This is a genomic window from Streptosporangium sp. NPDC000396 (assembly GCF_042898655.1).
Lineage (GTDB): Bacteria > Actinomycetota > Actinomycetes > Streptosporangiales > Streptosporangiaceae > Streptosporangium.
On record NZ_JBIAZA010000043.1, the window covers coordinates 1 to 21515 of the forward strand.

The 21515-nt window shown below is 68.4% G+C and carries 18 protein-coding genes and 2 tRNA genes; 10 read left to right on the forward strand and 10 right to left on the reverse strand.

Going from position 1 to position 21515, the window contains the following annotated elements:
- Nucleotides 1-67: 67 nt before the first annotated feature.
- A complete protein-coding gene (locus tag ACFY2X_RS42655) occupies nt 68-385 on the reverse strand; it encodes a hypothetical protein (RefSeq protein ID WP_389949674.1) in 318 nt (105 codons plus the stop codon).
- A 211-nt stretch (nt 386-596) separates the two neighbouring features.
- Between ACFY2X_RS42655 and ACFY2X_RS42660 the strand changes: the two genes are divergently transcribed.
- Together ACFY2X_RS42660 and ACFY2X_RS42665 are read left to right on the forward strand one after the other, a co-directional pair.
- Complete coding sequence (locus tag ACFY2X_RS42660; protein WP_389949676.1) at nt 597-2603, forward strand: alpha/beta hydrolase; 2007 nt, start codon at nt 597-599, stop codon at nt 2601-2603.
- Complete coding sequence (locus ACFY2X_RS42665; protein WP_389949679.1) at nt 2604-3110, forward strand: hypothetical protein; 507 nt, start codon at nt 2604-2606, stop codon at nt 3108-3110.
- A gap of 72 nt (nt 3111-3182) precedes the next feature.
- Here ACFY2X_RS42665 and ACFY2X_RS42670 read toward each other — a convergent pair whose 3' ends face one another.
- Nucleotides 3183-4997 (reverse strand): hypothetical protein, encoded by a 1815-nt coding sequence (locus tag ACFY2X_RS42670; RefSeq protein ID WP_389949681.1) that lies wholly within the window; start codon nt 4995-4997, stop codon nt 3183-3185.
- A 386-nt stretch (nt 4998-5383) separates the two neighbouring features.
- Here ACFY2X_RS42670 and ACFY2X_RS42675 point away from each other — a divergent pair, with 386 nt between their 5' ends.
- Genes ACFY2X_RS42675 through ACFY2X_RS42700 form a run of 6 tightly spaced genes read left to right on the forward strand, consistent with a single transcriptional unit; the run spans nt 5384 to nt 11497 of the window.
- Complete coding sequence (locus tag ACFY2X_RS42675; protein WP_389949684.1) at nt 5384-6328, forward strand: endo alpha-1,4 polygalactosaminidase; 945 nt, start codon at nt 5384-5386, stop codon at nt 6326-6328.
- Nucleotides 6321-7223, forward strand: a complete 903-nt coding sequence (locus tag ACFY2X_RS42680; protein ID WP_389949687.1) for a carbohydrate kinase family protein — start codon at nt 6321-6323, stop codon at nt 7221-7223. Before ACFY2X_RS42675 ends, ACFY2X_RS42680 begins: the two co-directional genes overlap by 8 nt.
- Nucleotides 7220-8515 (forward strand): alpha-glucosidase/alpha-galactosidase, encoded by a 1296-nt coding sequence (locus ACFY2X_RS42685; RefSeq protein ID WP_389949690.1) that lies wholly within the window; start codon nt 7220-7222, stop codon nt 8513-8515. The genes ACFY2X_RS42680 and ACFY2X_RS42685 overlap by 4 nt, the downstream gene beginning before the upstream one ends.
- Nucleotides 8512-9780 carry an ABC transporter substrate-binding protein gene (locus tag ACFY2X_RS42690; RefSeq protein ID WP_389949693.1) on the forward strand — a complete coding sequence of 423 codons (1269 nt, stop codon included), beginning with the start codon at nt 8512-8514 and terminating at the stop codon, nt 9778-9780. Before ACFY2X_RS42685 ends, ACFY2X_RS42690 begins: the two co-directional genes overlap by 4 nt.
- Entirely contained in the window at nt 9777-10688 is a 912-nt protein-coding gene (locus ACFY2X_RS42695) for a carbohydrate ABC transporter permease (protein WP_389949696.1), read from the forward strand. The genes ACFY2X_RS42690 and ACFY2X_RS42695 overlap by 4 nt, the downstream gene beginning before the upstream one ends.
- Nucleotides 10685-11497, forward strand: a complete 813-nt coding sequence (locus ACFY2X_RS42700) for a carbohydrate ABC transporter permease (protein WP_389949699.1) — start codon at nt 10685-10687, stop codon at nt 11495-11497. Before ACFY2X_RS42695 ends, ACFY2X_RS42700 begins: the two co-directional genes overlap by 4 nt.
- Nucleotides 11498-11605: 108 nt before the next feature.
- Here the strand turns inward: ACFY2X_RS42700 and ACFY2X_RS42705 are convergent, their stop codons facing one another.
- From ACFY2X_RS42705 to ACFY2X_RS42725, 5 genes are all read right to left on the reverse strand, one after another.
- On the reverse strand, nt 11606-12229 hold the full coding sequence (locus tag ACFY2X_RS42705; RefSeq protein ID WP_389949702.1) for a restriction endonuclease: 624 nt from the start codon (nt 12227-12229) through the stop codon (nt 11606-11608).
- A 154-nt stretch (nt 12230-12383) separates the two neighbouring features.
- Entirely contained in the window at nt 12384-12743 is a 360-nt protein-coding gene (locus ACFY2X_RS42710) for a VOC family protein (RefSeq protein WP_389949704.1), read from the reverse strand.
- 83 nt (nt 12744-12826) lie between these two features.
- Nucleotides 12827-12901 (reverse strand) — tRNA-Val (locus ACFY2X_RS42715).
- Nucleotides 12902-12915: 14 nt separating this feature from the next.
- Nucleotides 12916-12987, reverse strand: a tRNA-Gly gene (locus ACFY2X_RS42720).
- 76 nt (nt 12988-13063) lie between these two features.
- The gene (locus tag ACFY2X_RS42725) at nt 13064-13714 is read right to left on the reverse strand and encodes an amino acid-binding protein (RefSeq protein ID WP_389949707.1); all 651 of its coding nucleotides are present in this window, start codon (nt 13712-13714) and stop codon (nt 13064-13066) included.
- A 91-nt stretch (nt 13715-13805) separates the two neighbouring features.
- Here ACFY2X_RS42725 and dusB point away from each other — a divergent pair, with 91 nt between their 5' ends.
- Nucleotides 13806-14927 (forward strand): tRNA dihydrouridine synthase DusB, encoded by a 1122-nt coding sequence (gene dusB, locus ACFY2X_RS42730; RefSeq protein WP_389949710.1) that lies wholly within the window; start codon nt 13806-13808, stop codon nt 14925-14927.
- A 103-nt stretch (nt 14928-15030) separates the two neighbouring features.
- Here dusB and ACFY2X_RS42735 read toward each other — a convergent pair whose 3' ends face one another.
- Nucleotides 15031-17286, reverse strand: coding sequence for an excinuclease ABC subunit UvrA (locus tag ACFY2X_RS42735; protein WP_389949713.1), 2256 nt, complete (start codon nt 17284-17286; stop codon nt 15031-15033).
- A gap of 63 nt (nt 17287-17349) precedes the next feature.
- On the opposite strand from ACFY2X_RS42735, the gene ACFY2X_RS42740 reads away from it, so the two are divergent.
- Nucleotides 17350-18321 (forward strand): helix-turn-helix transcriptional regulator, encoded by a 972-nt coding sequence (locus ACFY2X_RS42740; RefSeq protein ID WP_389949716.1) that lies wholly within the window; start codon nt 17350-17352, stop codon nt 18319-18321.
- On the opposite strand, the gene ACFY2X_RS42745 is transcribed toward ACFY2X_RS42740, so the two are convergent.
- The gene (locus ACFY2X_RS42745) at nt 18288-18803 is read right to left on the reverse strand and encodes a DUF2087 domain-containing protein (RefSeq protein ID WP_389949718.1); all 516 of its coding nucleotides are present in this window, start codon (nt 18801-18803) and stop codon (nt 18288-18290) included. The genes ACFY2X_RS42740 and ACFY2X_RS42745 overlap by 34 nt on opposite strands.
- Before the next feature lie 118 nt (nt 18804-18921).
- On the reverse strand, nt 18922-21414 hold the full coding sequence (locus ACFY2X_RS42750; protein ID WP_389949720.1) for a DEAD/DEAH box helicase: 2493 nt from the start codon (nt 21412-21414) through the stop codon (nt 18922-18924).
- Nucleotides 21415-21515 lie beyond the last annotated feature (101 nt).

Below are 21515 nucleotides of genomic sequence, written 5' to 3' on the forward strand. Positions count from 1 at the left end.
CAGCCCCAGCAGAATCGGCGACATCGCCCGCGCAGCGCTTGTCCTCACCCATTTCGAGCACAACTACCTACCGGCAATTCGCTGAGATCACGTCAGTGAAGGTTCCTGCGGTGAGACCGGGAAAGAACGTCGCCCCAAACCGCATTCCCGGAGGATAGGTGCTGTTCACATCTATGACGGCCGCCCATTCGATGGACTCGGCGGGAATCCGGATGCTCCATCGGAACGACAGGAATCTGAACACGCCTCGTGGCTTGATCAGGACCTCTCCGTCGGACACCGCGACGTCGGCCAGGTTGGCGTTCCTGGCGAGGGTAGCCCCATACAGAATCACGGCCAGCACCACCGAGATTGGCAGCAGCCCCGAAAACATGTCGAAAGCCATAAAATTCATTCTTATCCCTTAACGACCTGCGGTCCACCGCCTGTCGGCGGCCTGGCCGTGGTGTGGCCGGCCGGCGCCTCATATACCGAGGGCTTCGTTATCTCAATCGAGGTTCGTGACCTGTGGCGAGCTTTTGGGTTGAATGTCGGATTAGGGTGAATTCAATGCAAGATCTTGCTGCTATTTGAACTGTGTGAGATTCTGGCGCGTTGTGGCGGCGAATACGGCGGCGGAATTAGAGGCGGTGTTATCGCGGGTCGTACGGCTCGCCGAAGGCCATGTCCAGTTGCTGGATCCGTGCATGCGGTGCATGGCGGCACACGCGTGGGTCGGCGGGGGAGCCCCGGCGTTCACCTCGACGCTCGCGGCTCGGCGCACGACCATGCAACAGGCCTTCCGATCGGCCGCCGAGCTGATAGCGCAGCGGATCAGGCAACTCGGTGGACAGGCGCACGCGCCGTCGTTCTCGACGTCGATCAGCGTGATGGCGGCATCGCCGACCTCTTTCTCCGGGATGGACGTCGCCGCCATGAACCGCCTGGTGGCCGACCTGCAGCGGGTCGGACAGGAACTGCCCGAGGCCGGTCGGCGGCTGAGCGCCGAGCTGTCGGCCCTGTGTCTTCCCGCGTCCTCCGGCCGACAGGTGGCCGACGCCGGAGTCTGGGCGGACGAGCAGGCGCGAGACCTGCGCCGGCGGCTGACCACGATCCAGCAGCAACACGACTCCGGCATGACCAATCAGGCGATGGCCGGGTTCGGATTGTTCGGCGGGCACGCACCCGATTCGGCTGGGATCGGAAAGCTGACAGCCGCCGCAGGCAACGGGGACGTCGCAGCCTTGAAAACGCTGCTGGACATTCAACGGACAGGCAAGGACAAGACCCTGGCCGCCCGGCTCAACGTATGGTGGCGGCAACTGGGCCCTGCGGCCCAGGACCGGCTGATCGCCGCCTCCCCGAACCTGGTCGGAAGCCTGAACGGCCTCCCGGCCACAACCCAGGACCAGGCCAACCGTAAATATCTGACCACTCAGAAGGCCGCGATCACCGCCGAACTGGAGCGGCTGCGTAAATCCTGGGCAGAGACCCAGGAGCGCCTCAAGCAGTCGCGACAGAATCTCATCGTCAACCCGAACGTCCGCAGGACCGCAGTCCCTGAAGACCCGACAGAGCTCTACAGGTCCATGGGGAAGACGAACGAAACGATCAAAGAGCTGGAACTGAAGATGCGGCAGATCGAGGCCGTGGAAAAGGGACTGGCACTCGGCGGGCAGAACGGCCGCCCTCCGGCGTTCCTGTTGCAGTTGGAGCTGGGAGGTTCGGGTAAGACTGCCGTCTCGTTCGGAAATCCCGATGAAGCTGACAACCTGGTCGCCTATGTCCCTGGCACTGGCACCGTGCTAGAAGGCTTCGGCGGCGACGATTCCAAGCGCGCAGCCGTCATGTGGGACCAGGCGAACTTTTTCCAGCCGAACAAAAAGACCGCCTCCATTGCCTGGCTCGGTTATGGGGCTCCGCAGTGGGATGCGACTCTGAGCCTGACCAGAACGGTCGTGAACAAGAACGCCGCCGAGGAAGGTGCTCCGCTGCTGGCCAGCTTCGTCGATGGCCTGCACGCTGCGCATAAGGCGGCTTCCGATGCCCGTTTCACCGTGCTGGGACATAGCTATGGGTCGACGGTCACGGGCCTGGCCGCCCAGCAGCGTCCGCATACCTTCGCGGATCAACTGATTTTTGTGGGAAGTCCCGGCGTGGGGGCGGTGAAGGCGAAAGACCTAGGGGTTGATTCGGTGTGGGTAGGGGAGGCGCCCAACGATCCGGTGGGCGATGTGGGCTCCGTTCCTCTCCAGTTCACCGGGACTCTTACCGACGACGCACTTCGACTACCGAAAGTGAGCGGTGCGCTGGGTGTTGACCCCAGCGCACCTGGATTCGGCGCTCGACAGTTCTACGTCGCGAACTCTGGCGACTCCCTTCTTAGCTTCAAAGCTCACTCGAAGTACTGGGACGACGACTCGGCATCGCTCAAGAACATCGGATATCTAGTCACCGGTAAGTACGACAACCTCCTGCCGTTTCCCGAAACACCTGCGACGCAGATGGTGACCCCGCCGTCTCCCACTGCTCCGCCCTCCCCATCGCCACGCATGCCATATGCGATGCCGACTGAGAGGCCGCTACCCCATCCGCAGTTCTCGCCAATACCGGCCGGAGAATAGATGTTGCGTCTCGCTGTGATGATCGTCGCCGTTGCCTTGCTCGTCGCCGGTTGTACCGGAGGAGAAGCCGTGAACGAACCTACGATGACTGAAGCCCAGGCGCTGGCTCGAGTCGAGCAGCTCATCAAGGAGACAGCTGCAGTGATCAAGCCAAAACCTCGACTGGACCTCTACCGTCCTAGTCTTAACCCTAATAGTTGCCTCGATCCGACCGATGGAGGTTCAGAGGACCGCGTTGTGATGAATCGCTCCTACTATCTGCGGGACATTCCTCAGGACCAGGTCGCTGAGGTGGCCAGACAGGTCAAGCAATATTGGGAGCAGCAGGGCCATTATGTTCAGGGCACTTCCCCGAACGGCCTCAACATCTCAGGGCGCTCCCGACCCGACGACTTCCTGCTCTCACTTGCGCCCACTGAGGATGATCACGGCATTGTGCTAGGTCTAGCGGCCACATCGCCCTGTGTCTGGCCTAATGGAACCCCGGAGCCTTCCTCAAGCTCCTGATACACCAGTTGTCACATCAAGGCGCGCGGGTTTGATTTTCGCGTTGGTGTGGCTGATTCTCGGCTCGACTTCTCAGCTCAGTGTCACGTCGAGGACGGTGAGGTATTCGTTCGCGGCGATGTTCGACGTCACCGTCGGTCCGCTCTGAGCGGTGGCCGGACGGTCGAGTTTGTGGATCCTCACGCTCACGCCCTGAGCGCGGGTGAGTTTGATCGCGCCGGACGGGGTGTCGTTGTAGGAGAACAGATAGTAGTGGTTCGGGTCGTCTCGGTCGGTGTAGTACTCGATGAAAGAGCCGGTCGGGGCCGACACGGTGAAAGGTAGGCCCTGGCCGATGCCGGTGACGGGCACGGTGTTGGGGAATGAGCGGGGTTTCGGCTCGAACCAGCGGTCCTTGGTCGCGTTGTCCGGGCCCACGAGGGCGACGGCCTTCGGGGCTATCAGGGCGTGCTCCTGGTCGCTCATCGACTGGGCGCCGCCGAGGACCACGGTGTCGGCAGGGGCCAGGTCGGCGGCGGTCAACCCGTCTTGGGGAACGATCCGGAAGGGCACGTGCCGTCGCGCCAGAGCGGTGAAGGCGTCGTTGTAGGCCGTGAGCACCGTGGGGCCGGGGTAGGTGAAGTCCTTGCTGCGCATCGGATAGAGGAGCGCCGCCTTGGCGTACGGCACCCGCCGGTCGAGGATCGGCCGGAGGGTGTCGAGGAACGGGAACGCGTTCGGCGGGTAGGCGCTGCCGTCGGTCGGGTAGTAGTTGCCGGACAGCGCCAGGGTGATCGCGTACTCCCGCCGGGCCTGGGTGGCGTTCCTTTCCGGCCAGCCGAGGAACCACATGGGAAAGGTCTGGTCGGCGTCCCGGCTCGCCTTGGCGGCGCGGAAGGCCTCTTTGAAGCCGCCGTCGAGCTCGGCCGGTTCGACCTCCGGGGAGACGGCGATGCCGCCGCCGACGGTGAACTGGTTGTCGTTGCCCAGCTCGGTGCCGGTCTCGTTGTCGAGCGAGGACATCTCGAAGAACGGCGTGACGCCGCCGGCCCGAGCGGTGCCGGCGAGATCGGCCAGGTAGTCGCGGACGGCTTCGTGGCGGAAGTGGACGAACCTCCGCCAGGCGGGGGAGTTCCAGTCGACCTCCCGCGGAACGTCCAGGCCGTACGCCTGCCTGAACGCCTGGGCGAAGCCCGGATCGGACGACGCCCAGAAGGTCCCGAACACCGTACCCGGGAGGCTGGTCGCGTCGATGTAGACACCGTCCAGCCCGGCTTCCCCGAGCGTGGTGAGGCGGCCTTTGAAGAAGTCACGCCAGCCGCTGTACGGCGAGGCCCAGTCGTCGGCGGCCCTCGGGGGAACCCAGCCGACCCTGGTCGTCGTGGTGAACGCCATCTTCCGGCCCGAGATGTCCTGCTGGAGCCAGTCCGGATGCGTACTGGCCAGGGTGGGCCTGCCGGTCGGCCGGCCGTTGGAGTCCACCGCCTCGCGGGTGATGACCTCGGCGCCGTTCAGGTAGCAGACCGCCTTGAGGGCGCGTGAGTGCGCCTGAGCCAGGAGGTGGCGGATCTTCGTCAGCATGTTCCGGAAACCGGCCTCGTCGACGAAGGAGTCGTACATCTGCTCCTCCTCGAGGTAGAAGATGACGGTGTTCGCGCCCCTGTTCTTGGCCTCGTCGAGGCGCTCGCGGATCGACGCCTCGGTGTCGCCCGGGTTGAGGATGTCGAAGGGCCAGACCTTCATGCCGTACGTCCACGCCGGGTAGGTCGCCGCCGACCGGGCGGTGACGGACGCGCGTGCGGAGCCGTGTGTTCCGTCAGGCCTGTACGGCGGCTGCTGGGCGAGTGTGGTGAGACCCAGCGTCACGGCCAGCGGTGCGGTGAGCATGCGGGTCGGGATTCGTCGCATCGGCTACCTCCCGAGAGTTCGATCGTGCAGGTGCGGCCCGCGATCGGGATGTCGAGGCCCGGGATCTCCAACTCTCCACGAATCGAGCCCGCCGGGCGGGGTGGGCGCGCGGCACCCGGCACCCGGCACCTGAAACCTGGCACCCGGCTCGTGGAAACGATCCGCACCTAAATCGTTTTTTTATGATCTAAAAGGTTGATTTTCGCTCACAAGCGCGCAATCCTGTGGCGAAATGACGAGGAAGAGAGGTCGACCTCGCGTGCTGGCGTGAGTCCTGCCGCCTATGGGCCGCGCCACTCCGGCGTCCATGGCGAGGACGTTGCGGGAGAGTGCGGAACAGCGCGCATGACGCCACGAACCCCGAACCCTGTTCGCGAGGAGTGACCATGCGCCTTCAGGCAATCGTCTCCACGGCCGTCCTGGCCGCCGCGGCATCCGTCGCCGCCCCCGCCCCGGCCCAGGCCCTCACCAGCCCGGCCCCCACTACCTTGGCCCCCGCCGCAGCTCCTGTCCCCGCAGCTCCTGCCGCACCCGTTGCCGCTGCCCCCGCCCGCGCGCTGCCCGCGCCCGAGCCCTGCGCGGGCTGCTGGAAGCCCGCTCTCAATACGAGCTGGCAGTGGCAGCTCTCGTCGCTGCCCGCCAAGCCCTTCCTCGACGTGCAGATGTACGACATCGACGGCTTCGGGGCCAAGAGCAGCGGCACCATCGTCAAGGCCCTGCACGACGCCAAGCCGGGCCGGGGCGTCGTCTGCTACATCAGCGCGGGATCCTTCGAGGACTGGCGGCCCGACGCCTCCTCCTTCCCCGCCTCCGTGCTGGGCAAGCCGCTCGACGGCTGGGAGGGCGAGCGCTGGCTCGACATCCGGCAGTACGCCGGCCCGCTCGGCCAGATCATGAAGGCCAGGCTCGACATGTGCAAGGCCGCCGGGTTCGACGCGGTCGAGCCGGACAACATCGACGGCTACACCAACGACACCGGCTTCCCGCTCAAGGCCGCCGACCAGCTCGCCTACAACGCGTGGCTGGCCAACGAGGCGCACAGACGCGGTCTGTCGATCGCGCTCAAGAACGACAACGCGCAGATCCCGCAGCTCCTGCCGTACTACGACTTCGCGATCAACGAGCAGTGCTTCGAGAACACCGAATGCACCACCGCCGACAACGGCTCCTACGGCTACGACCAGTTCGTCAGGGTCGGCAAGGCCGTCTTCGAGGTCGAATACAACCTGGCCACGTCCAGGTTCTGCGCCAAGGCCAACGCGCAGAACTTCAACGCGCTGAAGAAGAAGCTCGACCTGGGCGCCTACCGCGTCCCGTGCCGGGGTGTCTGAGTTCGACCTGCTGGTCGTCGGCGACGCCAACCCGGACGTGGTGCTCTCCGGAGCGCCCCGCCGGCCGGCGTACGGCCAGCGAGAAGAACTGGTGACGGACGGCGCGCTCGTGCTCGGCGGGTCGGGGGCGATCACCGCGTGCGGCGCCGCCCGGCTCGGGCTGCGCACGGCCTTCGCCGGGCTCGTGGGGGACGACGCCGCCGGGCGGTTCGTCCTGCGGGCCCTGTCCGAGCGCGGCGTGGACGTCTCGCTCTGCGAGATCGGCGAGCGTCCGACCGCGCTCACGGTCGTCCTGGCCGACGGCGCCGACCGGGCCATCCTCACCGCGCCGGGCTGCCTGCCGTACCGGACCGTGGGCGGGCTCCCGGCGGACGTCGCCCGGCACGTCCACGTGTCCTCGTATTTCCTGCAGCCCGCCCTCGCCGAAGGGCTGCCCGGGTTCTTCGAGCGGGTCAGGCGGGCGGGAGCCGCCACGTCGCTCGACACGAACGACGACCCCGCCGGCACGTGGCTCGGCCTGGACGAGGTCCTGGCCGTCACCGACGTCCTGCTGCCGAACGCCGCCGAGGCGCTGGCCATCAGCGGCGCGGGCGATCTGGTGAAGGCGGTGGAGTCGCTCGCCGCGCGGGGCCCGCTGCCGGTCGTCAAGAACGGCGCCGAAGGCGCGCTGAGCTGGTCAGACGGCAGGGTGGTGCGCGCCGGCGCCCCGCCCGCCGAACCGGCCGACACCGTCGGCGCCGGTGACAGCTTCAACGCCGGATTCCTCGCCGCCCGGCTGCGTGGCCTGCCGCTGCACGAGAGCATGCGCGTGGCCGCCGCCTGCGGCTCCCTGTCCACCCGCGCGGCGGGCGGCACGGCCGCCCAGCCCGGCTGGGACGAGGTGAAACCCCAGTGAAGATCGCATTCCTCGGCGCGGGCAGCGTCGAGTTCACCCAGGGCCTGCTGGCCGACCTGTTCGCCTTCCCCGAACTGGACGGCCTGGAGATCGCCCTGCACGACATCGACTCCGAGCGGCTCGGCACCGCCGAGGCGGCGGCCCGTGTCATCTCGGGAACGGGCGCGGTCACGGCGAAGATCTCCGCCCATCTGGACCGGCGGCGCGCGCTCGAAGGCGCGGACTTCGTCATCAACATCATCCAGGTCGGCATGATCGGCGCGACTCGGACCGACTTCGAGATCCCCGCACGGTACGGCCTGCGCCAGACGATCGGCGACACGATCGGCGTCGGCGGGATCTTCCGGGCGCTCCGCACGTTCCCCGTGCTCGACGGCATCGGCCGGGACATCGCCGAGGTCTGCCCGGACGCGTGGCTGCTCAACTACACCAACCCCATGGCGATGAACGTCTGGTACCTCGCCGCGGCCACGCCGGTCCGCAACGTCGTCGGGCTCTGCCACTCGGTCTACTGGACCGCGCACGACCTGGCCGAACTGGTCGGCGTGCCGTACGAGCGGGTGAACTACCTCGCGGCGGGGGTCAACCACCAGGCGTGGATGCTTCGCTTCGAAGCCGGAGGGGAGAGCCTGTACCCGAGGCTCGACGAGGCCATCGCCCGCGATCCCGGGCTGCTGCGGCGGGTGCGCGTCGACATGTACCGGCGGCTGGGCTACTACCCGACCGAGACCAGCGAGCACTCCTCGGAGTACGTGCCCTGGTACCTGCGCGAGCCGTCCGAGGTGGAGCGGCTGCGCATCCCGGTGGGCGCCTATCTCGGCATCAGCGAGGAGAACGTGCGCCGTTACGAGGCGACCAGGGACGCGCTGCGGGCGGGCCGGGCGATCGAGGTCGAGGCCACCATGGAGTACGCGCCGCAGATCGTGCACAGCATGGCGACGGGAACGCCGCGTGTCATCCACGGGAACGTGGTGAACCGGGGACTGATCACGAACCTGCCGGACGGCTGCGTCGTCGAGGTGCCGTGCGTGGTCGACTCGCTCGGCGTGCGGCCCACCGCGGTCGGCGACCTCCCCGCGCAGTGCGCCGCGCTCAACCGCTCCTACGTCAACGTCAACGAACTCACCGTCCGGGCCGCCGTCGAAGGCCGGCCCGAGCACGTACGGCACGCCGTGATGGCCGACCCCAACGCCGCCGCCTCCCTGACCGTCGAGCAGATCTGGGAGCTCTGCGACGACCTGGCGCGTGCCCACGGCGACCTGCTTCCCGCGCCCCTGAGGAGGCCGTCATGAAACGAGGCGCCGCGCTGGCCCTGCTCGCCGTACTGCTCGCGGGCTGCGGCTCGGGAGCGAAGGACGGGGCCGGGGGACCGGTCGAGGTCGTGTGGTGGCACGGCCAGGTCGAGAACCAGGCCAAGGTGATCGACAAGCTCGCCGAGGACTACAACAGGGCCAATCCCGGAGTCAGGATCGTCCCGGCCGTGGGCACCACCAACGTCGACGACATGCTGCAGAAGGTCCAGGCGGCGCTCGCCGGAGGCAAGGCGCCCGACATCGCCTACATGTACGGGTCGTGGATGCCTCACCTGGCCAAGAGCAGGCAGGTGTACGACCTGACGGCGACGGTGAAGGACCCCGCGTTCGGCTGGGAGGACTTCTGGCCGTCGGAGCGGGCCGTGGCAGAGGTGGACGGGAAGATCGTCGGCGTCCCCGCGGTCGTCGACAACCTCGCGGTGATCTACAACAAGAAGCTTTTCGACGCCGCCGGGGTGCCCTATCCCCAGCCCGGCTGGACCTGGGACGACTTCCGCGCCGCGGCGGCCCGGCTCACCCGCGACGGGGTGTACGGCACGGCCTACCCCGTCACCGGCAGCGAGGACACCGTGTGGCGGTTCTGGCCGATGCTCTGGCAGCAGGGCGGGCGCATCCTGTCGGAGGACGGGAAGAAGGCGGCTTTCGGCACGCCGCAGGCCGCCGGGGCGCTCGACCTGTGGGGCGGGATGGCCCGCCAGGACAAGTCCGTCTACCTTGACCAGAACGGGGAGAAGTTCCTGCCCCTGTTCCAGAGCGGCAAGATCGGGATGATCATCGCGGGGCCGTGGGCGCTCCTCGACATCATCGATCACAAGATCTCCTATGGCGTGCAGGTGCTTCCCGGCTACGCCGGAAACCACGAGACCGTCGCCGGTCCCGACAACTGGGTGGTGTTCGACAACGGGGGCGAACGCGCCAAGGCCGCGGCCGCCTTCCTCGCCTGGCTTACCAAGCCGGAACAGGACGCCCGCTGGACCCTCGGGCTCGGCAACCTGCCGATCCGCAAGGCCACGACGGCGCTGCCCGCCTACAAGAAGTTCACCGAGGACTTCCCCGACGTGGGTGTCTTCACCCGCAACCTCGCCAACGCCGAACAGACCCGCCCCGCCGTACAGGCCTATCCCGAGGTGTCGGAGAAGGTCGGCGACGCGATCGCGAACGTGCTCGTCGGAGGGACCCCCGCGGCGGAGGCCCTGGCCGGGGCGGCCCGGGAGGCCGACCGGATCCTGGAGAAGCAGCGATGAGCCTGGCGGGGGTGGCGCTCCCGGGTGCGCGGACGCGTGGCGGGCGGCGCCTGCCCAGCTTGACCGGCTGGGGGTTCGTGCTCCCCGCCACCCTGGTGATCGTCGGCCTGTCGGTCTTCCCCGCGGTCTGGGCCCTGCTGCTCTCGCTCAGGGACGGCGATCTCATCACCGGCGGGTCGTATGTGGGCCTGCAGAACTACCGTGACATGTTCGACGACACGGAGCTGCGCGCGGCGGCCGGGCACACCCTGCTCTACACCGTGTTGTTCGTGCCGGGCTCGATGGTCCTGGGACTGGCGCTGGCGACGGCGCTGAACCTGCCGATCCGGCTCGTCGGGTTCTACCGCACGTGTGTCTTCGTCCCCTACGTCGTCTCGGCCGCCTCCACCGGCATTCTCGCCAACTTCGTCTTCGACCCGGACTTCGGCATCGTCAACGCCGGGCTCAAGGCGCTCGGCCTGCCGGGCATGGGTTTCCTGCAGGATCCCGGCCAGGCGATGATCACACTCGTCGTGGTCTCGCTCTGGGGCGGGGTCGGCATGCCCGCCGTGGTCTATCTGGCCGCGCTGCAGGACATCCCTAGGGAGCTGGTCGAGGCGGCGAGGGTGGACGGAGCCGAGCGCAGGCACGTCTTCCGGCACGTCACCCTGCCGCAGCTCCGGCCCGCCACCGTGTTCCTCGCGATCTGGCAGACCATCGCGGCGCTCCAGGTCTTCGATCTCGTCTACACCACGACCAAGGGCCAGCCGCTCGACTCGACGACGGTGATCGTGTTCTACCTCTACCGGCAGGCCTTCCAGCTCTTCCACTCCGGGTACGGCGCGGCCGTCGCCTACGGCCTGTTCGTGGTCACTCTCGCCGCGTCCGCCCTGGCCCTGTGGTACACCCGTCGAGGGGAGGCCCGTTGAAACGCCCCTGGCTCGCCCACCTGATCCTGGCGCCCACGGCGCTGGTCTTCGTGGCGCCTCTGGTGTGGATGACGCTGACGGCGTTCATGCCGGACGCCGAGATCAACAAGTATCCGCCCGCGTTCTGGCCGTCGGAGTTCACCCTCGACGGGTTCGCCAGGATCTTCACCGAGGACGACTACCCGCGCTGGCTGCTCAACACCGCCGTCGTCTCGGCGGTGGCGGTGGCCGGGCACGTGGTCCTCTGCTCTCTGGCGGGGTACGGCTTCGCCCGGCTCACGTTCCCGGGACGCGGGATCGGCTTCACCGCCGTCATGGCGACGATCATGATCCCGGCCCAGGTCCTGATGATCCCGACCTTCCTGATGTTCCGGAACCTCGGCCTGATCGACACCCTCGGCGCCGCCTTCGTGCCCTGGTTGGCCTCCGCGTTCGGCGTCTTCCTCATGCGCCAGTTCTTCCTGTCGCTGCCGCGCGAGCTGGAGGAGGCGGCCAGGATCGACGGCTGCTCGCCCCTGGGCGTGTTCTTCAAGGTCGTGCTCCCGCTGGCCAGGCCCGCCCTGGCCGCGCTGGTGGTGTTCACTCTGCTCGGCTCGTGGAACGACCTGATCTGGCCGCTCATCTCGATCAGCTCGGAGGAGAACTACACGCTGCAGATGGGCCTGTCCACGTTCGCAGGCGCCCGCCACACCGAATGGTCGGCCCTCATGGCGGGCAACGTCGTCGCGGTCCTCCCGCTCGTCGCCGCCTTCATCCTGGCCCAGCGCCATTTCATCGCCACCATGTCGTTCAGCGGCCTCAAGGGCTGACCGCCGTCGCACGGTGGATCAACCAGCCCGGACCCCCTCCCCGCGCGGGGCGGGAGGGGGCCTTCGCGCATCTCCGAATCCTCAGGTGAGCGATGCTCGCCGGGCCGCTCAAGATCGATAGAGCTCGGTCAGCGGTGTGCCCTGCAGCCAGCTCGCGAGCTGGTCGCGCTGGACGAGGATCAGCTTGGCCGCCAGTGCCTCGGCCAGCGCGTGCCGGGTGAGGCGGCTGGAGGTGACCAGGATGCCGGTGTGCCCGGCGAAAGTATGGGCCAGCGCCCCGAGGAAGTTACGCACTTCCGGCGAGCCGACCGTCCCGGTGTAGCGCTTGCACTGGAACGCGAACCGCTGCCCGCCCGGCCCGATCGCGATCACGTCCACGCCCCTGTCGGCGGTCCTGCCGACCTCCCGGACGTCGCGGAAGCCGTCGCGGCGCAGCAGCGCGGCGGTCAGCTTTTCGAAGTCGGGGCCGGACAGCTGGTCGACCCTGGACAGCTCCTGGTGCGCGGCCAGCCACTCCTGCTGCCGCCGCGTCACCGCACGTGCCTTGAGCAGGAGGAAGGCCACGGTCGCGACGAGCGCCAGCACGGTCACCGCGACCAGATAGGGCCAGTACGCGGAGGCGAAGCTCAGCAGCAGCCTCCCTGCCACGACGGCCCCGCCGATCCCGATCGCCCACCCGACCAGGTTGATCTCGCGGCCCTTCCGCGACCTGCGCTTGCGCCGACCTGCCATCATCCGCTCCCTCGCCACGACGGTGATGAGCGCAGTGTGAGCCGGGCCACCGACAAAACCGCATCCGCGTCCTCTCCGCCGTGTCTTCGGCGTCTTCGGCGGCTTTTGTAAATGTCAGCGGAACTACAGCGTGGCTGGACCAAGCCGGGCAAGGTCAACTGTGAACATGCACCTCCACCGCGCGGCCGTCCGGATCCCGCAGCACATGCCGCCCGGCGGCATGGCCCGGCAGACCCTCCACGGCGAATCCGAGCCGCAACGCGCCGGTCGCACCCGCGGCAGCGGCAGGATAGATCTCCACCACCAGCCCGTCCGGGAGCACCGCCGCGTAATGCCGAGGCCCGTTCCCGTGCTGCTCGGCCCGGAAATCCAGCCCGAGCGAGCCGTAGAAATCCCGGCAGTCCTCGATCCGAGAGCTGTAGATCACCAATAAATTCGCCCGCATCGGCACCGCTGCCCCTGGTCGTTTCCTGACAACCACCTGATGACCGTTACGGGGCAGGGTAGCGGTCACGATCTTTGGGAGTGGTGCGCTCTCGAAACAACGCCAACAACCGTGGAAACAGAAAATCCCAGGCCATCGGCCTGGGATGAATGTGGTGGACGATACTGGGATTGAACCAGTGACCTCTTCCGTGTCAGGGAAGCGCTCTCCCGCTGAGCTAATCGTCCTTGGGGGAGATCAGAGCGGAAGACGGGATTCGAACCCGCGACCCTCACCTTGGCAAGGTGATGCTCTACCACTGAGCCACTTCCGCGTGTTTTCGCCGGGTGTTTCCCCTGCGGCAACGAGAGAACTCTATCGGCTTTTCCGAGTGGTTGTGTAACCGTCGGTCAGCCGAGCCGGCGGAGCCTGCGGGCGACCCCGCGCTCCACCATGGGCAGAGTGAGGAAGACCTCCAGGATCCGGGTGAGGCGGTGCACCTCGATGCGGTGGAAGGCCGGGCCGTCGGCGCGGGCCAGCAGGAGGGTCAGGGCCAGCGGGGGAAGGGGCGCGGTGATCACATGGAGGCCGGAGTCGAGGGTGGCGGCCGTCGGGCGGACCGGGATGCCGGAGGGGAAGGGCACCTCGGCGGGGGCGCGCCAGCTGGAGTGGACGACCGAGCGTGGTTCCGTCGTGGTGCCGGCCGCCGCCCAGTCGGCGCTGAACAGCACCGGCATGGAGTCGATGAGGGTGGCCAGCGCGCGGTCTCCGGCCGTGGTGATGTATTTGAGGATCTCCAGCTCCGGATAGGTGCCCGGCGCCTCGCGCGTGCCCCACACGCCCTCGACGGTCACTCCCGGAATGCTCCGCAGACCCTCGACCAGGGCCTCCCTGGGAGCGGAGTCAGGCCAGTAGACGGTGATGTCGTCAATCGCGCGTCCCTCGCCGCGATCGAGCACGACCACCTGGGTGATGTCCGCCCCGGCGATGCCGAGAGCGTGGGTGACCCTTCCCAGGGATCCCGGCTCGTCGGGCAGTGCGATCCGCAGCCGCAGCAACATCCACGCCCTCCGGTGTCACGTCTGACTAGACCATAGACAGCCTATCCAGCGATGATTCGTCCTGCTGCGCCCCGTACGGTAGAAACACCAGGTGGAGTCGTTGAAACTGGGGTCGCTCGAGGTCTGGCCGCCTGTCGTCCTCGCGCCCATGGCCGGGATCACCAACGCGCCCTTCCGGACCCTCTGCCGCGAGCAGGGCGGCGGGCTGTTCGTCTGCGAGATGATCACGACGCGGGCGCTGGTGGAGCGGAACGCCAAGACGCTCAAGATGATCCGGTTCGACCCGGGCGAGAAGCCCCGCAGCATCCAGCTCTACGGGGTCGATCCGGTGACCGTCGGCAGGGCCGTCCGGATGATCGCCGAGGAGGGCCTGGCCGATCACGTGGACCTCAACTTCGGCTGCCCGGTGCCCAAGGTGACCCGGCGGGGCGGCGGCTCCGCCCTGCCGTACAAGCGGAACCTGCTCCGGGCCATCCTCCGCGAGGCCGTGCGCAACGCCGGGACGCTGCCGGTGACGATGAAGATGCGCAAGGGCATCGACGACGACCATCTGACCTACCTGGACGCCGGGCGGATCGCCGTGGAGGAAGGGGTCTCCGCGATCGCGCTGCACGGCCGTACCGCCGTCCAGCACTACGGCGGGACCGCCGATTGGGAGGCCATCGCACGCCTCAAGGAGGCGGTGACCGAGATCCCGGTGCTCGGCAACGGCGACATCTGGAGCGCCGACGACGCGCTGCGGATGATGAGGGAGACCGGGTGCGACGGTGTCGTCGTGGGCCGGGGCTGCCTGGGGCGTCCGTGGCTGTTCGCGGACCTGGCGGCCGCGTGCGACGGCGGCGACGAGCGCGCCCGGCCGGCGCTGGGCGAGGTCGCCGCGACCATGAACCGGCACGCCACGCTGCTGGCCGAGTGCTTCGGCAGTGAGCCGCACGCCGTGGCCGACTTCCGCAAGCACGTGGGCTGGTATCTCAAGGGCTTCGTCGTCGGGGCCGATCTCCGCCGCCGCCTGGCCACCTCCGACACTCTCGCCGATCTGCGAGAAGGCCTCGCCGAGCTCGATGCCGCCCAGCCCTGGCCGGAGGGCGTGGACGCGCCTCGGGGCAAGACCCACCCGCGTGACCGGGTCCACCTGCCCGCGGGCTGGCTGGACGACCCCTACGACCTCGCCGTCCCCTGCGCGGACGCCGAGCTCGACACCTCGGGCGGCTGAGCGCGCCGCGTCTGCCCTGTACGGGCCTGTACGGCACCCGCACCCCGGTGGCCGTCACCGGGGTGCGGGCGACGTCCGCCGCCGGCCCCGGCGGGGCGAAGCGCTACGGCCGGCCCAGGTCGCGGCGTAGATACTCGGCGGTGAAGGAGCCGTCCGCGTCGAGGAGCTGCCGGGGCGTGCCCTCGAACACGACGGTGCCGCCCCTGTCTCCGCCGTCGGGGCCGAGGTCGACGATCCAGTCGGCGCTCTTGACGACATCGAGGTTGTGCTCGATGACGACGACCGTGTTCCCGCCGTCCACCAGGTCGTCCATGATGGTCAGCAGATTCCCGACGTCCGACATGTGCAGCCCGGTGGTCGGCTCGTCCATCACGTAGACGGTGCCGGTCTTGTGGAGCTCCCCGGCGAGCTTGATCCGCTGGCACTCGCCGCCGGACAGGCTGCTCAGCGGCTGGCCGAGCTTGAGATAGCCCAGCCCGACCGCGTTGACCGCGCGCAGGACGCGCAGTGGCCTGGGTTCGGTGAAGAACTCCGCCGCCTCGCTCGCCGTCATCTCCAGCACGTCGAGGATGGACTTGCCGCGCAGGGTGTGCCGCAGCACCTCCTCCCGGAACCGCCGCCCCCGGCAGGTCTCGCACGTCGAGGTGATGCCGTCCATGAACGCCAGGTCGGTGTAGATGACGCCGAGCCCCTGGCACTGGGGGCAGGCGCCGCTCTTGGAGTTGAAGCTGAACAGTGACGCGCTGACACCGCCGGCCGCGGCGAACAACCGGCGGACGTCGTCCATCAGCCCGGTGTAGGTGGCCGGGGTGGACCGGATCGAGGTGCCGACCGCCGACTGGTCGATGACCACCGCCTCCGGATGCCCGGCCAGGAACACCTCGTTGACCAGGGTGCTCTTGCCTGATCCGGCCACTCCGGTGACCACGGTGAGCACGCCGGCGGGGAAGGAGACCGTGACGTTCTTGAGGTTGCGCGCGGTCGCCCCGGTGACGGTCAGCGCGCCGGCCGGCTCGCGGAACTCCGTCTTGAGCGGCCGGTTGTGGCGCATGTGCCGCCCGGTGAGGGTGTCCGCCTGGCGCAGCCCCGCGACGCCGCCCTCATAGACGATCTCGCCGCCGTGTGCTCCCGCGCGCGGCCCGACGTCCACCACGTGGTCGGCGATCTCGATGACGTCGCGGTCGTGCTCGACGACGAGCACCGTGTTGCCCTTGTCGCGCAGCTCGCGCAGCAGGCCGTTCATGCGTGTCACGTCGCGCGGGTGCAGGCCGATGGTCGGCTCGTCGAAGATGTAGGTCATCTCGGTGAGGCTGCTGCCGAGGTGCTTGACCATCTTGATCCGCTGCGACTCCCCGCCGGAGAGGGTGCCCGTGGGCCGGTCCAGGCTGAGATATCCCAGGCCGATGGTGACCAGGTGCCGCAGCCGGGCCAGGATGGCCGGGACCATCGTCACCGCGACCGGATCGTCGATCTCGGCGACCACGCCGACGAGATGCCGGACCTCCATCGCGGCCAGCTCGGCGATGTTGCGGCCGTTGATCCGGCAGGCCAGCGCCGCCTGGTTGAGCCTGGTCCCCTCACACAGCGGGCAGGTCCGGGAGGAGACGAACTCCAGCAGGGCCTCCCGGTTGGCCTTGGCCTCGATGTCCTTCTTGATGTGGATCCGGTCGAACTTGTCGATCAGGCCCTCGTACTTCTGGTGCACCGGGCCGCCCTGCGTGGTGAACCGGATGTCCGGCCCCTGGCCGCGCAGCAGCGTGTCCCACTCGGTCTCGGTGTAGTCGGCCAGCTTCTTGTCGTTGTCGAACAGCCCCGAGTAGGCGTACGTCTTCCAGAACCACGTGCCGACCCCGAAGTTCGGCAGCAGGATCGCGCCCTCGTTGAGCGACTTCGACCGATCCAGCGCCAGGTCCACGTCCAGGGCCGTCTTCCTGCCGACCCCTTCGCACTCCGGGCACATCCCGGCGGGGTCGTTGAAGGAGAACGCGTTGGAGTAACCGGCGGGTGGCGTGCCGGCACGGGAGTAGAGCAGCCGCAGCAGGGAGTAGATGTCGGTGATCGTGCCGACCGTGGAGCGGGAGCTGCCGCCGATGCGCTGCTGCCCGATGACGACCGCGGCCGAGAGGTTCTCGATGGCGTCCGCGTCCGGCTGGCCGTACTTGGGCAGGCGGTTGCGGACGAAGGTGGTGAAGGTCTCATTGAGCTGCCGCTGTGACTCCGCCGCGATCGTGTCGAACACGATGGACGACTTGCCGGATCCCGAGACACCGGTGAAGACCGTGATCTGTCTCTTCGGGATCTTCAGTGAGATGTTCTTGAGGTTGTTCTCACGGGCGCCCGTTATCTCGATGTGGCTCATGATCGCGACGCTAGCCCGGGTTTAGGCCAGTTCCTGGCCGCGATCGATGGCATCGTGGAATTCATGGCAGACACCACAGGCCGGGTGCTCCGGCTGCTGTCGCTGCTCCAGGCGCACCGGGAGTGGCCGGGGCCCGAGCTGGCCGAACGGCTCAAGGTCAGCCCGCGCACACTCCGCCGCGACATCGACCGCCTGCGCGAGCTGGGCTATCCGGTCCACGCGACGACCGGTCCCGCCGGGGGCTACCGGCTGGAGGCCGGGACCGCGATGCCGCCGCTGCTGCTGGACGACGAGGAGGCGGTGGCCATCGCGGTGGGCCTGCGCACCGCGGCGGGCGGTACGGTCGCCGGGATCGAGGAGACCTCGGCCCGGGCCCTGGCCAAGCTGGAGCAGGTCCTGCCCTCCCGGCTGCGCCGCCGGGTCAACACCCTGCAGACCCAGACCGTGCCGCTCACCGGCGTGCTGGCCCGCTCCTGGCCGACCGTGGAGCCGGACACGCTGGCGACGCTCGCGCAGGCCAGCAGGGACCGCGAACGGCTCCGCTTCGGCTACCGCCGTCGTGACGGCACCGAGAGCGCCCGCGTGGCCGAGCCGTACCGGCTGGTGTCCACCGGGCGGCGCTGGTATCTCGTCGCGTGGGACCTCGGGCGGGACGACTGGCGGACCTTCCGGGTCGACCGGCTCACGGCCCCGCTGGCCACCGGCGTCCGTTTCCCCCCGCGCGAGCCGCCCGCGGGCTATGTCGAGCAGTCCATCCTCGCCCCGATCAGCCGCTACCGGGCGGTGGTCACCTTGCGCGCGCCCATGGCCGTCGTCGCCGACCGGGTGCAGGGCGCCGCCCACGGGGAGCTGGAGGCCGTCGACGAGCACAGCTGCCTGCTGCGCACCGGCGGCGACTCGCTGGAATGGCTCGCCATGACCCTCGGCCTGCTCGACCTGGACTTCACCGTTCACGAACCGGTCGAGCTGATCGACTACATCCGGCGGCTGACGGATCGCCTTCAGGCGTCGACCGTGCCGCCGCTGCGCCAGTAGACGTTGTTCTCCCTGCTCAGCAGCCCGTCATCGACCAGGTAACGGCGCAGCGCCGCGAAGTCGTCGTGGAAGGCGCGCAGCGCGACGTCGACCTCCTTCTCCGGGTAGCGGACTCCCGGCTCGAAGACCTGGGCGATGTAGTTCAGCACGATCAGCTGCTTGTCGCGTTTGGTGGGAATCGCCCGGAGTCGTCCCTCGACGAGGAAGGACCGCAGCACCTTCTCCTCGGGGGAGGCCGAGGCGGCAGGTCTGGCCGTGGCGTGCAGCAGCTCACGGAACCGCTCCCGCCGTGCCCGCCATCGGCCGTCGTCGTCCCGTACGGCCAGCCCGCCGCGTTCCAGCCGGTCCAGCGCCCGCCGCGTCGCGTCCCCGCCGAGTCCTGACTCCTCGGGCGTGCCGCCCAGCGCCAGGGCCGACAACACCCGCAGCGTGTCTTCCTGATAGAGCAGGCCCAGAATCTGCCTGACCGCGTCGTCGCTCATGGCCCCATTCTGTCGGGCCTGTCCAATGACTTTACGCCGTGGAAAATCATGGAACGAGCCCCGGAGACGTCCGGCATGGGACACCCAGGCCGCCCGCGACACGGCCCGGGTGAGGAGGTCACAGGCGGTTCAGGCCGATGACGTGGACCACGGCGCGGCCCTCCTCGTCGGAGGCGGCCAGGTCCACCTGGGCGTCGATGCCCCAGTCGCCGTCCTTTGCGGGGTCGGCGATGACCTGGCGGACCCGCCAGAACTCCTTCTCCTCCTCGATGCGCAGCAGGCCCGGCCCACGGGCGTCCGGGCCGGTGCCGATCTCCTCGTGGTCGTCGTAGTAGGCGTCGAGCGCGGCGCCCCAGTCGACGTCCGGCGCCAGCTCGGCCAGCTCCTCCTCCTTCTCCAGGGCGGCCAGCTCGACCAGGCGGAACATCGCGTTGCGGACCAGCACGCGGAACGCGCGGGTGTTGGCGGTGACCGGCTTGGTCGTCTCCTCCAGGGAGGGCGCCTCCAGCTCACCCGTCGGGTTCTGCAACTGCTCCCACTCGTCCAGGAGGCTGGAGTCGACCTGGCGGACCAGCTCGCCGAGCCACTCGATGAGGTCGATGAGATCCTCGGTCTTGAGGTGCTCGGGGATGGTCCGCGACAGGGTGCGGTAGGCGTCGGCGAGGTAGCGCAGCACGGTGCCCTCGGACCGGGCCAGCTCGTAGAACTGGACGTAGTCGGCGAAGGTCATCGCCCGTTCGTACATGTCCCGCACGACGCCCTTGGGGCTGACCGTGTAGTCGCCGACCCACGGGTGGCCCCGGCGGTAGGTCTCGTAGGCGCCCAGCAGCAGATCGGCCAGCGGCATCGGGTGGGTGATCTCGTTGAGGAGCTCCATCCGCTCCTCGTATTCGACGCCGTCGGCCTTCATCTGCGCCACGGCCTCGCCGCGCGCCTTGTTGAGCTGCGCGGACAGGATCTGGCGGGGGTCGTCGAGGATGGACTCGATGATGGAGACCATGTCCAGCGCGTAGGTCGGCGACTCCATGTCCAGGAGTTCGAGGGTGGCCAGCGCGAAGGTGGACAGCGCCTGGTTCAGGGCGAAGTCCTCCTGCAGGTCGACGGTCAGGCGGGCCATCCGTCCCTGCTCGTCGGGCTCGCTCAGCTTCTCCACCACGCCACCGGCCAGCAGCGAGCGGTAGATCGCGATGGCCTGGCTGATGTGCCGCCGCTGCCACTTGCGGTCTTCGTGGTTGTCGGTGAGCAGGTGCTTCATCGCCGCGTAGCAGTCGCCGGGACGGTTGATCACCGCGAGCAGCATGGCGTTGCTGACCTTGAACCGGGAGTTGAGCGGCTCCGGCTCGGCGGACTGCAGCTTCTCGAAGGTCTCCTCGCTCCAGCCGACGAAGCCCTCCGGCGGCTTCTTGCGGGCGAAACCGCGTCGCCGCTTGGGATCGTCGCCGATCTTGGCGAGTGCCTTCTCGTTCTCGATGACGTGGTCGGGGGCCTGGCAGACGACGTAGCCGATGGTGTCGAAGCCCGCCCGGCCGGCTCGCCCGGCGATCTGGTGGAACTCGCGGGCGCGCAGCCGCCGGACCTTGCTTCCGTCGTATTTGCTCAACGCGGTGAACAGCACGGTCCTGATCGGCACGTTGACGCCGACGCCGAGCGTGTCGGTGCCGCAGATGACCTTCAGCAGGCCCGCCTGGGCGAGCCGTTCCACCAGCCGGCGGTATTTGGGGAGCATCCCGGCGTGGTGGACGCCGATGCCGTGCCGTACGAGGCGTGACAGGGCCCGGCCGAAGCGGGTGGTGAAGCGGAAGCTGCCGATGAGCTCGGCGATGGCCTCCTTCTCGGCCTTGGTGGACATGTTGATGCTCATCAGCGCCTGTGCCCGCTCCATGGCCGCGGCCTGGGTGAAGTGGACGACGTAGACCGGCGCCTGGTGGGTGGCGAGCATCTCCTCCAGGGTCTCGTGGAGGGGGGTGAGCCGGTAGGAGTAGATCAGCGGGACCGGGCGCTCGGCGTGCTTCACCACCGCGGTGGGCCTGCCGGTGCGCCGGGTGAGGTCCTCTTCGAACCTGGTGACGTCGCCCAGCGTCGCCGACATCAGGATGAACTGCACGTTCGGCAGCTCCAGCAGGGGCACCTGCCAGGCCCAGCCGCGGTCGGGCTCGGCGTAGAAGTGGAACTCGTCCATCACCACCTGGCCGATGTCGGCCCCGGCGCCGTCGCGCAGCGCGACGTTGGCGAGGATCTCGGCGGTGCAGCAGATGATCGGCGCGCCGGGGTTCACGCTCGCGTCGCCGGTCATCATGCCGACGTTCTCGGTGCCGAAGATCGCGCACAGGTCGAAGAACTTCTCCGACACCAGTGCCTTGATCGGCGCGGTGTAGAAGGTGCGCACGTCCCGGGTCAGGGCGGTGAAGTGTGCTCCGGCGGCGACCAGGCTCTTTCCCGACCCGGTCGGGGTGGCCAGGATCAGGTTGTTGCCGGAGACGACTTCGATCAGCGCCTCCTCCTGCGCCGGATAGAGGGTGAGCCCCCGCTCGGAGTTCCACTCGACGAACGCGTCGAAGATGGTGTCGGGGTCGGCGTCGATCTCTTCGGGCAGGCGATCTACAAGGCTCACAGTCCAATACTGCCGAAGAACTGACTGTGGTTGAGCCGGTCCGGGCGGCGGGTGCGGTTACGTTGCCCGTATGGCAGATGACATCGCGTGACTTTAGTTGC